Source organism: Arthrobacter sp. lap29, assembly GCF_032458965.1.
GTDB classification, from domain to species: domain Bacteria; phylum Actinomycetota; class Actinomycetes; order Actinomycetales; family Micrococcaceae; genus Specibacter; species Specibacter psychrochitiniphilus.
Map to the genome: position 1 here is coordinate 128,065 of NZ_JAUCEK010000008.1, position 16,066 is coordinate 144,130.

Sequence of the window (16,066 nt, forward strand, 5' to 3'; positions counted from 1 at the left end):
CCCACGTGAAGCAGCAGGCCCGCAAGGAAATGGCGGCCCAGCAGGTCAAGGTTGTACAGAACCACAAGCTGGCCCGCCGGGACCTGACCCGCAACAAACCCAAAGGTACGTTGATTGCCGAACGGCGTGAGGCACACCGCCGCGCCGCCATGGCAGCGGCGCGCGCTGCTCTGGCTCCGGTTGACCCCGCACGCCTGGCCACGAATGGTCTGGACGCGGCTCAGGTCCGGGAACGTCGGCTGGCTGAGCTCAGCAATGCTGTGGCGCATGAGAGCAGCCGCAGCATTTGGGCCATTGTGCGGGCCAATGTCTTCACTTTGTTCAATACGGTGTTGGGCAGCGCTCTGTTTCTCGTGTTACTGGTGGGGGACCCGCGGGATGCGTTGTTTGGGTTCATTGTGGTGGCCAATGCCGCCATCGGAGTGGTGCAGGAGTACCGGGCCAAACGCACGCTGGACAGGCTCGCCGTCCTGCACGCCCCGCGGGCTCGAGTACTCCGGGACGGGGCGGAGGTTGCCATTGCCGTAGCTGACGTGGTTCATGATGATGTGCTGTTGTTGCGCACGGGGGATCAAGTCCCGGCGGATGCCACCATCCTGGCGGCAGACGCCTTAGAAATTGATGAATCGCTGCTGACGGGGGAGGCAGATCCCGTCATCAAAATTTCTGGTGACACAGCATTGTCCGGCTCGGCTGTTGTGGCCGGGTACGCCAGTGCACGCGTCCACGGGGTGGGCGCCGAGTCCTACGCTTCGGTGTTGACCGCCGAGGCGCGGCGTTTCTCGCTGGTGAACTCTGAGATCCGCAACTCCATCAACCGCATCATCTTGTACATTGCGTGGGCCTTGATCCCTATCATTTTGCTCGTCATCAATGGTCAGATGAGTGCCCATGGTGGTTGGACCCAGGCCATAGCGTCGGGCCAATGGCGCATAGCCGTGGTCAGCGCAGTGGCAAGCATTGTGGCCATGATCCCTGAAGGGCTGGTGCTGTTGACCAGCATCTCCTTCGGCATGGCCGCCGTGAGTCTGGCCCGGCGCCAAGTGCTGGTCCAGGAGTTGCCGGCGGTGGAAGGACTGGCCCGTGTGGACATGGTGTGCCTAGACAAAACCGGGACCCTGACCGAAGGGCACATGGAACTGGCCAGCACCACTGTCTTTTCCGCCGTTCCCGGCTGGGAAAAAGTCCTGGCCTGGCAAAGTGTCCACCCCAACGCGAATGCCACGGCCCTGGCCCTTGCTGGCAGCTACCGGGACGGGCTGGCGCAGCTTCCCCTCTCCGAGGTGCATTTCAGCAGTGCCCGCAAGTTCAGCGCCGTCACCTTTGGGGCCGGCCCTGCGGCGGGAGAATGGGTGCTGGGCGCCCCGGAGGTGGTCCTGGCAGCCGGGCTCCACCGGGAGGCGTTAGCGGCCGCAGATGAAGCGTCTGGCAGTGGGCTGCGCGCTGTCATCCTTGCCCACCGGGATGTGAAGGAGCCGGCCCACCGGGAGGTACAGGAGCAGGCGGCCCATCCGGCGTCGGACGCTTCCTTCAGCCTTGCGGACCTGACGCCTGTGGCGCTGCTGGTGTTCCGTGAACGGGTCCGCCCCGATGCCGGGGCCACGCTGGAGTACTTCCGGGAGCAGGGTGTGGAGCTGAAAATCATCTCAGGAGATAACCCTCGAACGGTTGCCGCGGTGGCCCGAGATGTTGGGTTTAGCTTCGAGGGTGACGGATATGACGCACGGCAGCTCCCGGATGACGTGGATGCCATGTCCCTGGTTCTGGAGCGTGAAAGCGTCTTTGGCCGGGTCACTCCGGAGCAGAAAAAGGCCATTGTGCTGGCTCTGCAGAGCCGCGGGCACGTGGTGGCCATGACCGGCGACGGCGTCAATGACGCCCTCGCGTTGAAGCACGCCGACATTGGGATCGCCATGGGCAGCGGCGCTGCCGCCACCAAGGCCGTGTCCCGGCTGGTGCTCCTGGATGGGCAGTTCTCGCACCTTCCCTCGGTGGTTGCAGAAGGCCGGCGGGTGATTGCCAATGTGGAGCGAGTGGCCAATTTGTTCCTCACAAAAACCACCTATGCGATCATCATTTCCATCACGATTGGCATCTTGATGTGGCGGTATCCTTTCCTGCCGCGCCAGCTGTCCATTGTGAGCTCCATGACCATTGGCATCCCCGCGTTCTTCCTGGCTCTACTGCCCAATGCCCGGCGCTATCAGCCTGGATTTCTCCGGCGAACACTCATGTTCGCGATTCCCTCCGGCACTATTGTGGCCGCCTGCATCATGGCCGTGTACTGGTACGCGAGTGCCTTCCCGAATTCGGCATTGAGCGGGGAACACCTGATTCGCGAGGCACAAACCGCTGCCACCATGACGGTGCTGGTGGTGGCGCTTTGGGTGTTGGGGGCGCTGGCCCGGCCCTTCGATAAATGGCGGGCATTGTTGGTGGCCGCCCTGGTGGTGGGGCTTGTGTTGATCATGGCAGTGCCGTTCGCCCGCAACTTCTTCGCCCTCGATATCCCAAGTGGTGGGCTGTTAGCGGCTACTATTGCGGTAACTGCCGCAGGATGCGTAGCTGTTGAACTGCTCTACCGTTTTTTGAAGAAGCGTGGAGCAGTTTCAGAGCGTGAGTAAGGGGTGCCTAACTGGCATCCTGTCCTGTGCGTGACAAAGATAAAAGTAGTGGCGAGAGGAGTCCATCGATGACTAATGTGGACAGCTTCGGTTCAAAAGGCGTACTTAATGTAGGCGGAACCGATTACGAGATTTTCCGACTGAACTCGGTAGAAGGCGCCAAGAGCCTTCCGTTCAGCCTCAAGGTATTGCTGGAAAACCTGCTTCGTACCGAAGACGGTGCAAACATCACAGCCGAGCACGTTCGTGCGTTGGCAGGTTGGGATCCGAACTCGGAGCCCGATACCGAAATCCAGTTCACCCCGGCCCGCGTCATCATGCAGGACTTCACAGGAGTTCCTTGCATTGTTGATTTGGCCACCATGCGTGAAGCAGTCAAGGACCTCGGCGGCGATCCCAGCCGAGTCAACCCGTTGGCTCCGGCCGAGATGGTCATTGACCACTCCGTGCAGATTGACGTCTTCGGCAACTCAGGTGCTGTTGAGCGCAACATGGACATTGAATACCAGCGCAACGGTGAGCGTTACCAGTTCCTGCGCTGGGGACAGACCGCTTTTGAAGACTTCAAGGTTGTTCCCCCGGGCATGGGTATTGTGCACCAGGTCAACATTGAGTACTTGGCCCGCACCGTGATGACCCGCGAGGTGGACGGCGTCTTGCGCGCCTACCCGGACACGCTGGTTGGCACCGACTCACACACCACCATGGTCAATGGCCTGGGTGTGCTGGGTTGGGGTGTTGGTGGCATTGAAGCCGAGGCGGCCATGTTGGGACAGCCCGTCTCCATGCTGATCCCGCGCGTTGTAGGTTTCAAGCTGACCGGTGAAATCCCGGCCGGTGCCACCGCAACTGATGTGGTTTTGACCATCACCGAGCAGCTGCGTAAGCACGGCGTTGTTGGCAAGTTCGTGGAGTTCTACGGTGAAGGTGTTGCGGCTGTGCCGTTGGCCAACCGCGCAACCATTGGCAATATGAGCCCGGAGTTCGGTTCCACGGCTGCCATGTTCCCCATTGACAGCGTCACTGTTGATTACCTGCGCCTGACCGGCCGCAGCGAAGAGCAGCTTGCTCTCGTTGAGGCTTACGCCAAGGAGCAGGGCCTCTGGCACGATCCTTCAGTTGAGATCGCGTTCTCCGAGTACCTCGAGCTGGATTTGTCCACGGTGGTTCCCTCCATCTCTGGCCCCAAGCGCCCGCAGGACCGCATTGAGCTGACCAACGCCAAGGTTCAGTTCCGCTCGGATCTGAACAACTACGTTGCTGCTGATGCACATGCTGAAGGCAACACAGTTGATGAGTCCTTGGAAGAGTCCTTCCCAGCCTCGGACGCCCCGTCCTTCACTCACCCGGACACGCACCAGCATGACACCGAGCGCACGCTCGTTTCCGCTGCTAGCGGTGCTAACGGCCGTCAGTCCAGCCCGATTCACGTCAAGAACGAATCAGGCGTTGAATTCGAGCTGGATCACGGTGCAGTCTCAATCGCCTCGATCACCTCTTGCACCAACACCTCCAACCCTTCAGTGATGCTCGCTGCCGCCGTATTGGCTCGCAACGCCGTCAACAAGGGCCTGGTGTCCAAGCCGTGGGTCAAGACCAGCGTTGCCCCGGGCTCAAAGGTTGTCACCGACTACTACGAGAAGTCAGGTCTGGTGCCGTACCTGGAGAAGCTGGGCTTCTTCACAGTGGGCTACGGCTGCGCAACCTGCATTGGTAACTCCGGTCCGTTGGACACAGAAGTTTCGGCAGCCATTGCCGAAAACGATCTGTCCGTGACCGCTGTTCTCTCGGGTAACCGCAACTTTGAAGGCCGCATCAACCCGGACGTGAAGATGAACTACTTGGCTTCACCGCCATTGGTCATCGCGTACGCACTGGCCGGCACCATGGACTTCGACTTTGAAGCCGATGCCTTGGGTCAGGACGCCGAGGGCAACGATGTCTTCCTGAAGGACATCTGGCCCAACCCGGTTGAGGTCCAGGAAGTCATGGATGCCTCCATTGACCGTGAGATGTTCACGAACTCCTACGCCACCATCTTCGACGGTGACGATCGCTGGAAGGCCCTGGAAACTCCTGAAGGCAACGTCTTCGAATGGGATCCCAAGTCAACCTACGTTCGCAAGCCACCGTACTTTGATGGCATGAAGGCAGAAGCTGATCCGGTAGAAGATATCACCGGGGCACGCGTGCTGCTCAAGCTGGGCGATTCCGTCACCACGGACCACATCAGCCCCGCAGGTTCCTTCAAGTCCGAGACCCCGGCTGGCCAGTACCTGTTGGCCAACGGGGTGGAGCGCAAGGACTTCAACTCCTACGGTTCACGCCGTGGCAACCATGAGGTCATGATCCGCGGTACCTTCGCGAACATCCGCATCCGCAACCAGATCCTGGACAACGTTGAGGGTGGCTTTACCCGCGACTTTACCCAGGCTGATGGCCCGCAGGCTTACGTCTACGATGCCTCCGTTAACTACCAGGCCGCCGGCACACCGCTGGTTGTTCTGGCTGGTAAGGAATACGGCTCCGGGTCCTCACGTGACTGGGCAGCCAAGGGCACCGCGCTCTTGGGCGTCAAGGCTGTTGTTGCCGAGAGCTACGAGCGCATCCACCGCTCCAACCTCATTGGCATGGGTGTCCTGCCGTTGCAGTACCCGGCCGGGCAGAACGCTGCTTCCCTGGGCCTGAACGGTACGGAAACCTTCTCCGTAGCAGGCGTGACGGAGCTGAACAACGGCACCACGCCTAAGACGCTCAAGGTCACTGCTGTGAGCGAAGACGGCACCACCGTAAGCTTCGATGCCGTATTGCGGATCGACACTCCCGGTGAAGCAGACTACTACCGCAATGGTGGAATTCTGCAGTACGTGCTGCGCCAGATCACGGCAAGCTAGTAAGAGTGAGCAGTTGGTACTAAGGATTAATTGGTACTTACAGTGAGCTAGCGTTCAAGGGGCGGGCAGCCGGGAAACCGGAGGCCCGCCCCTTCGTGTTTTTGGCTTCCAATCCGATCATTTCGGTGCAGAATATAGTGCCTGGAACATTCATCCCGGAGTTCGTCCGGGCCACGCACACGTAAACCAGTCAGACGCGATATTGTTAGATGTTATCTGTGCACCGAGGAGGTACCCATGGGACTTTTAGAAACCATCACGCATCCGCGTGACCTGAGCCGGCTCAGTGAGCATCAAATGGAGGAGCTGGCCCAGGAGATCCGGGGCTTCCTCATTGCGAACGTGTCCCAAACAGGCGGCCATCTTGGCCCCAACTTGGGTGTTGTTGAGCTGACCCTTGCCATCCACAGGATCTTCGATTCACCCCGTGACAGCATTATTTTTGACACGGGCCACCAGTCGTATGTGCATAAACTACTGACGGGTCGGCAGAATTTCTCCACCTTGCGCCAGCAGGGCGGGCTGTCCGGGTATCCGGACCGGGGCGAATCTGAGCATGACATCGTAGAAAGCTCCCACGCCTCCTCATCCTTGTCCTGGGCCGATGGAATTGCCCGGGCCCACCAGCTCAAGGGTGAAAACGATCGCTACGTAGTGGCCGTCATTGGTGACGGGGCACTCACAGGCGGCATGACCTGGGAAGCCATTAACAACATTGCCGCAGATAAGGACCGCAAGGTTGTCATAGTGGTCAATGACAACGGCCGCTCCTATGCGCCCACCGTTGGCGGGGTCGCCGATTACCTGGCCTCACTTCGCCCCGCCATTGACCAGGTGCGTACCCACAAGAAGTATGAAGCGTCCATGGACTGGGGTAAGAAGCGTTTGCAGGACGGCAACGCTGCCGGCCGTTTCGTTTACAAGAGCCTGCACGCTGCCAAAAAAGGCGTCAAGGATTGGTGGGCCCCTCAGGGCCTCTTCGATGATCTCGGCATGAAGTATGTGGGTCCGGTGGATGGCCACGATGAAAAAGCCATGGAAGCTGCGCTGCAGCTGGCCAAGAACTATGCAGGGCCCGTCATTGTGCACGCCTTCACGGAGAAGGGCCGCGGCTACGCACCGGCCCGTGCCGATGTCAACGATCAATTCCACGCCGTGGGCGTCATCAATCCGGAAACAGGGGCCTCTGTAGAGCAATCCAGTGGAAAGTCCTGGACGGGTGTGTTTGGCGAGGAAATCACCAAGATCGCCGAGGAACGCGAAGACATTGTGGCCATAACAGGCGCCATGCTGCTCCCCGTTGGCTTCGCCGCGTTAGCTGCAAAGTTTCCCGAACGTGTCATCGATGTTGGTATCGCAGAACAACATGCACTGACCATGGCCGCCGGCATGGCCTTTGGTGGACTGCACCCGGTGGTAGCCATTTACGCTACGTTCTTGAACCGGGCCTTTGACCAGCTCCTGATGGACGTTGCCCTGCACAAGGCCGGTGTCACAATTGTGCTGGACCGGGCCGGTGTCACAGGCCCTGACGGTCCCAGTCACCATGGCATGTGGGATTTGTCCATGCTGCAGATAGTGCCAGGTCTCCACCTTGCCGCCCCCCGGGATGCGCAACGTCTCCGGGAAGAACTTCGTGAGGCGGTAGCCATTTCGGATGCACCCAGCGTGGTGCGTTATTCCAAGGGTAAGGTGGGCCCGGAAGTTGCGGCCATTGAGCGTTTGTACGACGGCGTTGATGTCCTGTCCCGCTCACAACACGAGATGCCAGGTGCCGCCAAAGAACCCCAGGCAGATGTCCTGATAGTCAGTGTTGGCTCTATGAGCGAACTCTCCCTTGATGTCGCCGCACGGATTGGTGCCCAAGGAATTAGCTCCACTGTGGTTGATCCACGCTGGGTTCTGCCCGTGCCGCGCTCCATTGTGCAGCTGGCCTCACAGCACAGAATAGTCATTGTGGTTGAAGACGGGGTCCGTGCTGGTGGTGTCGGTTCCCGCATCCGCCAAGAATTACGTGCCGCAGGGATAGACACCGCCCTGAATGAGGTGGGTCTGCCGGTGGAATTTTTGGCACACGGTTCGCGCGAGCAAGTCCTAGAACGTGTGGGACTGACGGCACAGCGGGTGGCCCAGGACGTCGTCGAACAGGTCCTTGGCACGAAGGTGCCCTTTGCGCGGCCGCTGCCCGGTGAAGTTGCTCCCCGCACGGGACAGATGCCGATCCTGTGACGGAAGCCTTTCACACTACGCTCCAGGGCCCGGATGTACCCGTGCCTGGGGACTTAGTGGTTGCCCGTAACCGCAAATATGACGGCACAGCCCACTGGGTTGTCCCGGGACGCCACCTTGGCACGGATGAGCATGGGCACTGGATTTTCCAAGGCACGCATGAATTCATTTCCCGGCCCGGTGCTGCCCTGTACACCGAATCGGATGCCATTTTTTTGATCCCGCATACCGGGGATTGGGTGGCCACCTTCTTCGATGACGGGCACCCAAACGGCGTGGAACTGTACATTGATTTGGCACTGGATCTGCAGTGGCACCGCATTCGCCCCTCCGTTATTGAGTTCCACATGATTGACATGGACCTTGACGTGGTGCGCACCAAGGGCCGCGGATTGTTTGTTGATGACCGCGACGAATTTGCCCAACACACTGTGAAGTTTTCCTATCCGCAGGAACTCTGCACACGTATGGAGACCGCCACGGGCGCACTTACGGACGCCGTGGCGGCCTGCCACGCCCCATTCGATGGCCGCGACGCGGCCTGGTTCACCCTTGGAAGGACGCTGCAACCAGCATGAGCGAGACTATGAACACCGAGCAGCACAATGAGACCATTTTGGCGGGCCTTGACCCCAACATTGTGCGTATGTACAAACGCGACGACGCCGGAACGCTGATTTTCCGTGAGGCGTGGGTTGACGCTGGGGGAGCCGAGGAGACTGACGCCGCGGAGGGTAGCGAGCACGGCGCATTCTTCGTTGTCAACCATGGCACCGTGGGTCATGTCAGCACGTCCAAGGAGGCCGCTGTTAACTCCTTGGAAGAGGCCGAAGCCATGCTCGCGGCTTTTTCCGAGCAGTGCACCGAAGACGGCTATGCTGTCCTTTCCCGTGAAGAGCAGGTGCTGGTGGTGGCGCAGTTCGCGCTCAAGAGTGACAAGGTCAGTGATCGTGATAAGCACCTGGCTCACCGGGCCAAGGACGCTCTGACGCCACACTTGGCGTGGCGCGGCAGTGGTGTCTTGGAGAAGCTGGAGTTCACGGCGGCAGGGCACGGCTTGGGCAAGCTGAACATTTACATTGTGGCTCCCGACGCTGCACGCGCCGTAGCTAACATCAAGGTGTGCATCCGTGAAGAAAAGCTTGACTTCACGAAGCTGACAGTGGCCACCGGCCCCATTGATGACCCCTCGGCGCTGCGTGCCAAGCACAGCGCCACAGGAGGAACAGCCTTCTCGCTATAACCGCTACCCCGCCAGCCAACGGTCGGTTAGTTTAGGGGCGTTTATTCTGGACGCTCCCTCACCTTCTTGAGGGAGCGTCCTTTTTGGGTGCGGAAGATCAACCGAGCGTTGCCTGTGGTGGTGGGTGTTGCTTTGACTATTGTTGAAGCATGAGTGAAAATCACAATGAATACCGCCAAGTAGGACGCTCCGGGCTGACAGTTTCCACCGTGGGCTTGGGCTGCAACAATTTGGGCCGAGGGGGAACAGCGACGCAGACGCAGGAGGGTAGTGACGCCGTCGTGCATGCAGCACTGGAGGCAGGCATAACCCATTTTGACGTAGCGGACGTCTACGGGATGACGGCCGGGCTCAGCGAAACAATGCTCGGCAGAGCACTCGGCCGGCGCCGGGGTGAGGTGGTTGTGGCCACTAAATTTGGTATGGATGCCCAGGGCGCCAACGGTTTCGGAGGGGGTGCGCGCGGTTCGCGGAAGTACATCGCGCAGGCGGTGGAAGCCTCGCTGCGGCGCTTGAACACCGACTATATCGATCTGTTTTATTACCATACCCCCGATGGACTCACCCCGATGGCTGAAACACTCTCAGCGCTGGATGACCTGATCCATGCCGGAAAAGTTCGCTACATTGGCCACTCCAACCTGGCCGGTTGGCAGATCGCCGATGCCGAATACACTGCCCGTGTGGCTGGCACACAGCGTTTTGTGGCTAGTCAGAATCACTACAATCTCCTTGACCGCCGGGCAGAGCAGGAAGTGACCCCGGCCGCCGAGGCTTACGGGCTCGGTGTCATGCCCTACTTCCCGCTTGCGAATGGGCTGCTGACTGGAAAATACAAGGGCGGCGCGGTGCCGCAGGGCAGCCGGCTCTCGCACACACGCCAGCACATGGTGGCAGAGGCAGAGACGTCCCAATTCCAGGCGTTCAGCGACTTTGCGGCTGCCCGGGACCTGACGGAAGTACAGGTCGCATTCTCCTGGCTGGCAGCACAGGCATCGGTTGCCAGTGTGATTGCAGGGGCCACGAAGCCCGAGCAGGTACAGGAGAACGCGCGTGCCGCATCGTGGAAACCAACCGTGCAGGATCTCGCCGAACTCGATCTAATCTTCCCGAAAACGCCCAAGGTGGCACTCTTCTAGGGCGCATGGGGGTGTGCAGCTCTAGGCGTAGCGAGTGGGCGCGACGCCTCAGCCGGGCGTCCGTGGCCTCTAGACAGAAACAGTGATCCATTCACCGTCAATGCTGGCAGCGTACCGGGGCAGCGGGGCCTTCGCCGGGCCGGAGACAACCGTGCCGTCACTTCCCTTAAAGATGCTTCCATGGCAGGGGCATTTGAAGTCCTCGCCACTGGGAGCCACTTTGCAGCCTGCATGAGTGCAGATATCGGAGTAGGCAAGGACGGTGGCCTCGTCGGGGCGGAACAGCATTACCTCCACCTCACCGGCCGTTGCCGCCGCGGAGCCGCCAACAGGCAATTCGGCAATTTTTCCCACCTCGTAGGGTGTGCCGCCCGTGGGAATCTCTTCCGGGGCCTGGCCCTTGCCCTTGGTGTTGCTGACAGAGGGTGCGCAGCCAGCAAGGGCCAGTGCGCAGGCGGCGCCGGTGACGGCAGTGGTAGCTCGCAAAGTGGAGCGGCGGGTCAGGGAAGGCTCAACAGTCATAGAGTCATTCTTTCAGGCCGCGCTGTGAGAATGCCAAACGGCCACAGTTATCAGGTAGGGGTTCCCCGAGGGAACGGCGAATACCTCTCCGTTCGGGAGAAAACACGTCAAGTGGTTTGACAATGGTTCCTTCTTTCTAGGGACGGCTCCGGTCCCTCACCTTGGCAAGGTGAGGGACCGGAGCCGTACTGGGTAGAAGCTGTGCTGGTGAGTGAGGCAAGCAACCGGTGAGTTACACCACCGGGTGGAACGGCTTCCCGTTGACCCGCTGGGAGGCGCCCACCCGGTCTAGGTACGGGGTGATCCCGCCCAGGTGCATGGGCCAGCCAGCGCCGAGGATCATGCACAAATCAATATCCTCCGGCCCGGCCACCACGCCTTCGGCGAGCATGAGCCCGATTTCTTCGGCCAAAGCGTCCTGGGTTTTGCGCAGCAACTCGTCCCCCGAAGAAGGGGAATTGCCGAAGCTCAACAGGGCCAGGGTCTGGGCCGGGATGGCGAGAGAACCATCCTCATTCTTAACCCAGAGCGCCTTGATACCCGCATCGATCAGGGCCTGCTGGTTGGCGGAGACGTGGAAGCGGTCCCCGAAGGCGGCATGCAATGACTCCGTGACGTGCTGCGCCACCGGAATGCCCACCATGGCTAGCAGCGTGAACGGGGTCATGGGCAGTCCCATGGGCCGCAGCGCGGTATCAGCCGTGTGCGCGTCGGTACCTTCGTCGAAGGCTTTGGACACCTCAGCCATGAGGCGCAGCAGTACGCGGTTGACCACAAACGCAGCGGCGTCCTTGACCAGCACCGCACTCTTTCGCAGCGCCTTGGCGGTGGCGAACGCAGTGGCGAGGACGGCGTCGTCAGTTTTGGGTGCGCGCACAATCTCCAGCAGCGGCATGAGCGCCACGGGGTTGAAGAAATGGAAGCCCACCAGACGCTCTGGGTGCAACAGGTCCGCAGCCATGGCTGTGACGGAGAGGGAGGAGGTGTTGGTGGCCAGGATGCACTCGGGGGAGACAACCGCCTCCACCTGCGCGAATACGGCCTTCTTCACTGACAGCTCTTCGAAGACTGCCTCAATGACAAAGTCGGCGTCAAAGAAGGCTTCCTTGCTGGCGGATCCGGTCACGAGCGCCTTGGTCCGGTTTGCAGCGTCCTGGCTGATACGGCCCTTGGCGAGCAACTTATCCACCTCGCCGTGCACGTACGCCACGCCCTTGTCCACGCGCTCCTGATCAATGTCTGTCATGACCACGGGCACCTTGAGTTGGCGGGCGAACAGCAACGCAAATTGGCCAGCCATGAGCCCGGCGCCTACCACGCCCACCTTCGTTACGGGGCGTGCCAGCTTGGGATCCGGGGCTCCAGCCGGCTTCTTGGCACGCTTTTGGACCAGGTCCAGGAACGCGTACACAGTGTCGCGGAACTGCGGGGTGCCCATGAGCTCGGCCAGCGCCGCATCCTCGGCCGCGAAGGACTCCGCCTTGGTGAAGTGCTTACCCTTCTCCAAGAGTTCAATGACCTTCGCCGGGGCCGGTGCGGCGTTGGAGGTCTTGGCTTCCACAAATGCCTTGGCACGCACGACGGCGGCGTCCCACGCAGCGCTGTTCTCCTCGCTCAGCGGTTCGCTCACCGCATTGGGGCGGCTGACGCTTTCGGCGCCGGCGAGCACGCGGGCAGCCCAGATCAGTGATTGTTCCAGGAAGTCGGCGGGCTCAAAGAGCGCGTCAGCAATGCCCAACTTATAAGCAGCCGGACCGCTGAGGGTGCGGTTGTTGGAGAGGGAGCTTTCAATCATGACTGTGACGGCGTTAGCAGGACCAATGAGGCGGGGGAGCAAGTACACGCCACCCCAGCCGGGCACCAGGCCCAGGAATGCCTCAGGCAGGGCCAGCGCTCCGGCCCCGGTGGAGACGGTGCGGTAGTTAGCGTTGAGGGCAATTTCGAGCCCGCCACCCAGTGCCACGCCGTTGATGAACACGAAGCTGGGCACGCCCAACGCGTTGAGGGTGGAGTAGACGTCGTGGCCCAGCTGGGCCATCCACAGTGCCGCCTCGGGATCCTTGAGGCTCTTGACAGCGGAAAGATCAGCGCCGGCGGCCAGGAAGAACGGTTTGCCGGTGACGCCCACGCCCACAATTTCGCCGCGGGCTGCCCGCTCGCGCTGGGCTTCTAGGACGGTGCCCAGCTCCACCAGGGTGTTGGGGCCCAGTGTTGTGGGGCGGCGGTGGTCCAGTCCGTTATCGAGCGTGATCAGCGCAAAAGTGCCGGCGCTCGGTGCTCCGTCCACACCGGGCAAGGCAATGTCTTGGACAAAGGAGTGAGTCACAACCTCGTCAGGGAACAAGACGGCGAGTTTGTTGAAGTCTTGGGCGCTCATGCTGCGCTCCCTTCCGTGGTTGTTGCGGTGTCCGTACCGGTATTGAAGTGCGGGTTTTCCCAGATGACGGTGGCACCCATGCCCAAGCCGATGCACATGGTGGTGATGCCGTAGCGGACGCTGTGGTCCTCCTCGAATTGGCGGGCTAGTTGGTTCATGAGCCGGACGCCGGAGGAGGCCAGGGGGTGTCCCACCGCGATGGCGCCGCCGTAGCGGTTCACGCGCGGGTCATCATCGGCAATGCCAAAGTGATCCAAGAAGGAAAGCACCTGAACGGCGAAGGCCTCGTTGATTTCAAAGAGCCCGATGTCCTCGATGCTCAGCCCGGCCAGGCGCAGCGCCTTTTCTGTGGCAGGAACCGGGCCAATGCCCATGACTTCAGGGGCCACGCCAGCAAATGCGTAGGTAACTAGGCGCATCTTGACGGGCAGGCCCAGCTCGGCGGCAGCATCGGCAGAAGCCAAAAGTGCCGCCGTAGCGCCGTCGTTCAGGCCAGCTGCATTTCCGGCACTGACCCGGCCGTGCGCGCGGAACGGGGTACGCAAGCTGGCAAGATCTTCCACGGTGGTGCCGGGGCGTGGCGGCTCATCGGCGGTGTTCACGGTCCAGCCTGCGCCGGGCTTCATGGTGGCCACAGGCACTAGGTCGGGCGCAATGGCATTTTCGGCCAGCGCTGCGGCAAATTTGTTCTGGCTGGCCACGGCGTAAGCGTCGGTGCGTTCCTTGGTGATGGCCGGGAAGCGGTCATGCAAGTTTTCCGCCGTGTTGCCCATGTTCAGTGCGGCCGGATCCACAATGCGTTCGGACATGAAGCGCGGGTTCGGATCGGCCCCGGCGCCCATCGGATGGTGCCCCATGTGCTCCACGCCGCCGGCAATGACCACGTCGTAGGCGCCAAAGCCAATGCCCGACGCCGTCGTTGTCACCGCGGTCATGGCGCCAGCGCACATCCGGTCAATGGCGAATCCCGGCACGGACTGCGGCAGGCCGGCCAACAGTGCCGCGGTGCGGCCGATCGTCAGGCCCTGGTCCCCGGTCTGAGTCGTGGCTGCGATGGCAACGTCGTCAATGCGCTCAGGGGGCAGTTGCGGATTGCGACGCATGAGTTCGCGAATGCATTTGACCACCAGGTCATCGGCGCGGGTGTTGGCATAAATGCCCTTTTCCCCGGCGCGTCCAAACGGTGTGCGGACGCCGTCAACAAAGACCACGTCCCTAATTTGCCGATTATGGCTCACGTCTATCTCCTTGGTCGCAAACAACGGATACTGCCCAGCCTAAACGTCAGGGCAGCGGTTGTGGTGCACATCATGTTACTCGCCAGTAACTTATGCTCCAAATCGTATGAACTTCGTCAATGCACACTCTCGTCCCGATATAGATCAGCAACGCTATCCCAGCAATGGGGCTTAAACGCCGAACGCTATCGCAGTTCAGTGCGATAGCGTTCGCAAAAATCCAACCATTGGTGGGATAGCGTCGGGGTTGGCCGGGGTGGCGGCTTGGTTAGAGATGCTCGTCGTCGTGCTTGGGCTTTTTTAGCTCCAGCGGCTCAGGATGCAAGAAGGCATTGCTGAGCATGCTCGCCGTTGTCGCAATCTGCCAGGGCCGGGCGCCAAGGTCTGCCAGCGCCTCAGACACGGACGCAACAGTGATCTGTGCGGGGGGACGCCAGCACACGCGGCGGAGGTGGTCCGGGGTGAGAATGTTCTCGGCCGGTATGTTCATGGACTCGGAGATCTCAGCCATGCGGTTGCGGGCCGTAGCAAAGCGCGCTGCCGCTTCGGGGTCGCGTTCTGCCCACACGCGCGGCGGTGGCGGGGTGTTGTTGGAGACCTGAAGCGGGGGCAGGTCGGTGCTGTTTTTGGCACTCTGAATCGCGTGGAGCCACTTGGGTGCGTCGCGCTTGGCGGAGCGGCCATGGAACCCGGCGAGGGCCAGCAGCGCGGGAACGGTGGCAGGCATACCCTTCGCTGCGGCGATGATGGCCGAATCCGGGATGAGGCGGCCCGGTGCGATGTCGCGGTGCTCAGCCAGTTTCTCACGGGTTTGCCACAATTCGCGGACCGCAGCGAGTTGCACCCGGCTGCGTACGGTGTGTGATCCCGAAGTACGCCGCCAGGGATCCACCCGCGGTTCGGGTACTCCGGCGTCAAGGAGGTGCTGGAATTCCTGGGCGGCAAAGTCTAGTTTGCCACCTTCTTCCAGTAGTGTTTGGAGTTCCTCTTCCAGATCTACCAGGACTTCCACATCCAGTGCAGCGTAGCGTAGCCACGGCTCGGGAAGGGGACGGGTGGACCAGTCTGCGGCGGAGTGCTCCTTGGCCAAGTGGAAACCCAGGAGTGATTCAACCACGGCACCTAGCCCCACGCGGGGTAGTCCGGCGATCCGGGCTGCCAGTTCCGTGTCAAATAACTTATCTGGCCACATGCCCACTCCCGCCAGGCAGGGCAGGTCTTGACTGGCTGCGTGCAGAATCCATTCCACGCCGCGCAGTGCCTCGTCGATGACCTTCAGATCAGGGAAAGCTTCCGGATCAATGAGCCAAGTACCGGCGCCTTCGCGGCGGATCTGCACGAGCATGGCTCGCTGGCCGTAGCGGAATCCGGAGGCGCGCTCGGTGTCCACGGCGGCGGGTCCGGTACCGCCTGCCAAGGCTGCTGCACACCGGCGCAGGGCAGGTTCTGTTTCCACAACGGCGGGAATGCCGTCCCGGGGCATGTCCAGATTCACCAGCTCAGGGAGTTCGCCCAGTTCAACCTGCAAGCCGTCAATTAGCACAGAGGTGAGAAGTTCTGGTGCCAGATCGGTACTTATCCCCGTGGCTGCGCCGCCGGTGGAAGCGTTCTGGTGCGTTGGTGCGATGGCGCCGCGGCTGTGATGTGTTGTGGACATTTTGGCCCTGGCGCGGCTGTGTGCGTTTGAATCTGCATTGGTCATGATGGCCTTAGTCTACCGAATGGAGACCCGGAGCGTTCGATCGGCCCGGATTAAAGGGTTATTGCTTCCGTCCGAACCCACCAGATCACCCTTGCGAA

10 protein-coding genes are annotated in these 16,066 nt (G+C 61.1%); 6 read left to right on the forward strand and 4 right to left on the reverse strand.

The genetic code is table 11. The features are described 5' to 3' along the window. Window positions 1-5 precede the first annotated feature (5 nt). From RY113_RS14180 to RY113_RS14205, 6 genes are all read left to right on the forward strand, one after another. Window positions 6-2,624, forward strand: a complete 2,619-nt coding sequence (locus tag RY113_RS14180) for an HAD-IC family P-type ATPase (protein WP_315915084.1) — start codon at window positions 6-8, stop codon at window positions 2,622-2,624. 68 nt (window positions 2,625-2,692) lie between these two features. Further along, the gene (locus RY113_RS14185; RefSeq protein WP_315915085.1) at window positions 2,693-5,518 is read left to right on the forward strand and encodes an aconitate hydratase; all 2,826 of its coding nucleotides are present in this window, start codon (window positions 2,693-2,695) and stop codon (window positions 5,516-5,518) included. 237 nt (window positions 5,519-5,755) lie between these two features. Beyond that, window positions 5,756-7,747, forward strand: coding sequence for a 1-deoxy-D-xylulose-5-phosphate synthase (gene dxs / locus RY113_RS14190; protein ID WP_315915087.1), 1,992 nt, complete (start codon window positions 5,756-5,758; stop codon window positions 7,745-7,747). Then, window positions 7,744-8,325, forward strand: a complete 582-nt coding sequence (locus tag RY113_RS14195; protein WP_315915089.1) for a DUF402 domain-containing protein — start codon at window positions 7,744-7,746, stop codon at window positions 8,323-8,325. Before dxs ends, RY113_RS14195 begins: the two co-directional genes overlap by 4 nt. Continuing rightward, window positions 8,322-8,990 carry a hypothetical protein gene (locus tag RY113_RS14200; RefSeq protein ID WP_315915090.1) on the forward strand — a complete coding sequence of 223 codons (669 nt, stop codon included), beginning with the start codon at window positions 8,322-8,324 and terminating at the stop codon, window positions 8,988-8,990. The genes RY113_RS14195 and RY113_RS14200 overlap by 4 nt, the downstream gene beginning before the upstream one ends. A gap of 149 nt (window positions 8,991-9,139) precedes the next feature. Then, window positions 9,140-10,129: an aldo/keto reductase gene (locus RY113_RS14205; RefSeq protein ID WP_315915091.1), complete on the forward strand. Its 990-nt coding sequence runs from the start codon at window positions 9,140-9,142 to the stop codon at window positions 10,127-10,129. Window positions 10,130-10,198: 69 nt separating this feature from the next. Here RY113_RS14205 and RY113_RS14210 read toward each other — a convergent pair whose 3' ends face one another. The 4 genes from RY113_RS14210 to RY113_RS14225 form a co-directional block, all read right to left on the reverse strand. Further along, window positions 10,199-10,651, reverse strand: a complete 453-nt coding sequence (locus tag RY113_RS14210) for a Rieske (2Fe-2S) protein (RefSeq protein ID WP_315915092.1) — start codon at window positions 10,649-10,651, stop codon at window positions 10,199-10,201. Window positions 10,652-10,883: 232 nt separating this feature from the next. Next, on the reverse strand, window positions 10,884-13,028 hold the full coding sequence (locus RY113_RS14215; RefSeq protein WP_315915093.1) for a 3-hydroxyacyl-CoA dehydrogenase NAD-binding domain-containing protein: 2,145 nt from the start codon (window positions 13,026-13,028) through the stop codon (window positions 10,884-10,886). Beyond that, on the reverse strand, window positions 13,025-14,266 hold the full coding sequence (locus tag RY113_RS14220) for an acetyl-CoA C-acyltransferase (protein ID WP_315915094.1): 1,242 nt from the start codon (window positions 14,264-14,266) through the stop codon (window positions 13,025-13,027). Before RY113_RS14220 ends, RY113_RS14215 begins: the two co-directional genes overlap by 4 nt. 268 nt (window positions 14,267-14,534) lie before the next feature. Next, on the reverse strand, window positions 14,535-15,893 hold the full coding sequence (locus RY113_RS14225) for an HRDC domain-containing protein (RefSeq protein ID WP_396334249.1): 1,359 nt from the start codon (window positions 15,891-15,893) through the stop codon (window positions 14,535-14,537). Window positions 15,894-16,066 lie beyond the last annotated feature (173 nt).

What these genes read in the sequence shown, in the direction of transcription:
- RY113_RS14200 (WP_315915090.1), top strand. Translation starts at nt 8,322, where the DNA reads ATGAGCGAGACTATGAACACCGAGCAGCACAATGAGACCATTTTGGCG.
- RY113_RS14205 (WP_315915091.1), top strand. Translation starts at nt 9,140, where the DNA reads ATGAGTGAAAATCACAATGAATACCGCCAAGTAGGACGCTCCGGGCTG.
- RY113_RS14210 (WP_315915092.1), bottom strand. Translation starts at nt 10,651, where the DNA reads ATGACTGTTGAGCCTTCCCTGACCCGCCGCTCCACTTTGCGAGCTACC.
- RY113_RS14185 (WP_315915085.1), top strand. Translation starts at nt 2,693, where the DNA reads ATGACTAATGTGGACAGCTTCGGTTCAAAAGGCGTACTTAATGTAGGC.
- RY113_RS14215 (WP_315915093.1), bottom strand. Translation starts at nt 13,028, where the DNA reads ATGAGCGCCCAAGACTTCAACAAACTCGCCGTCTTGTTCCCTGACGAG.
- dxs (WP_315915087.1), top strand. Translation starts at nt 5,756, where the DNA reads ATGGGACTTTTAGAAACCATCACGCATCCGCGTGACCTGAGCCGGCTC.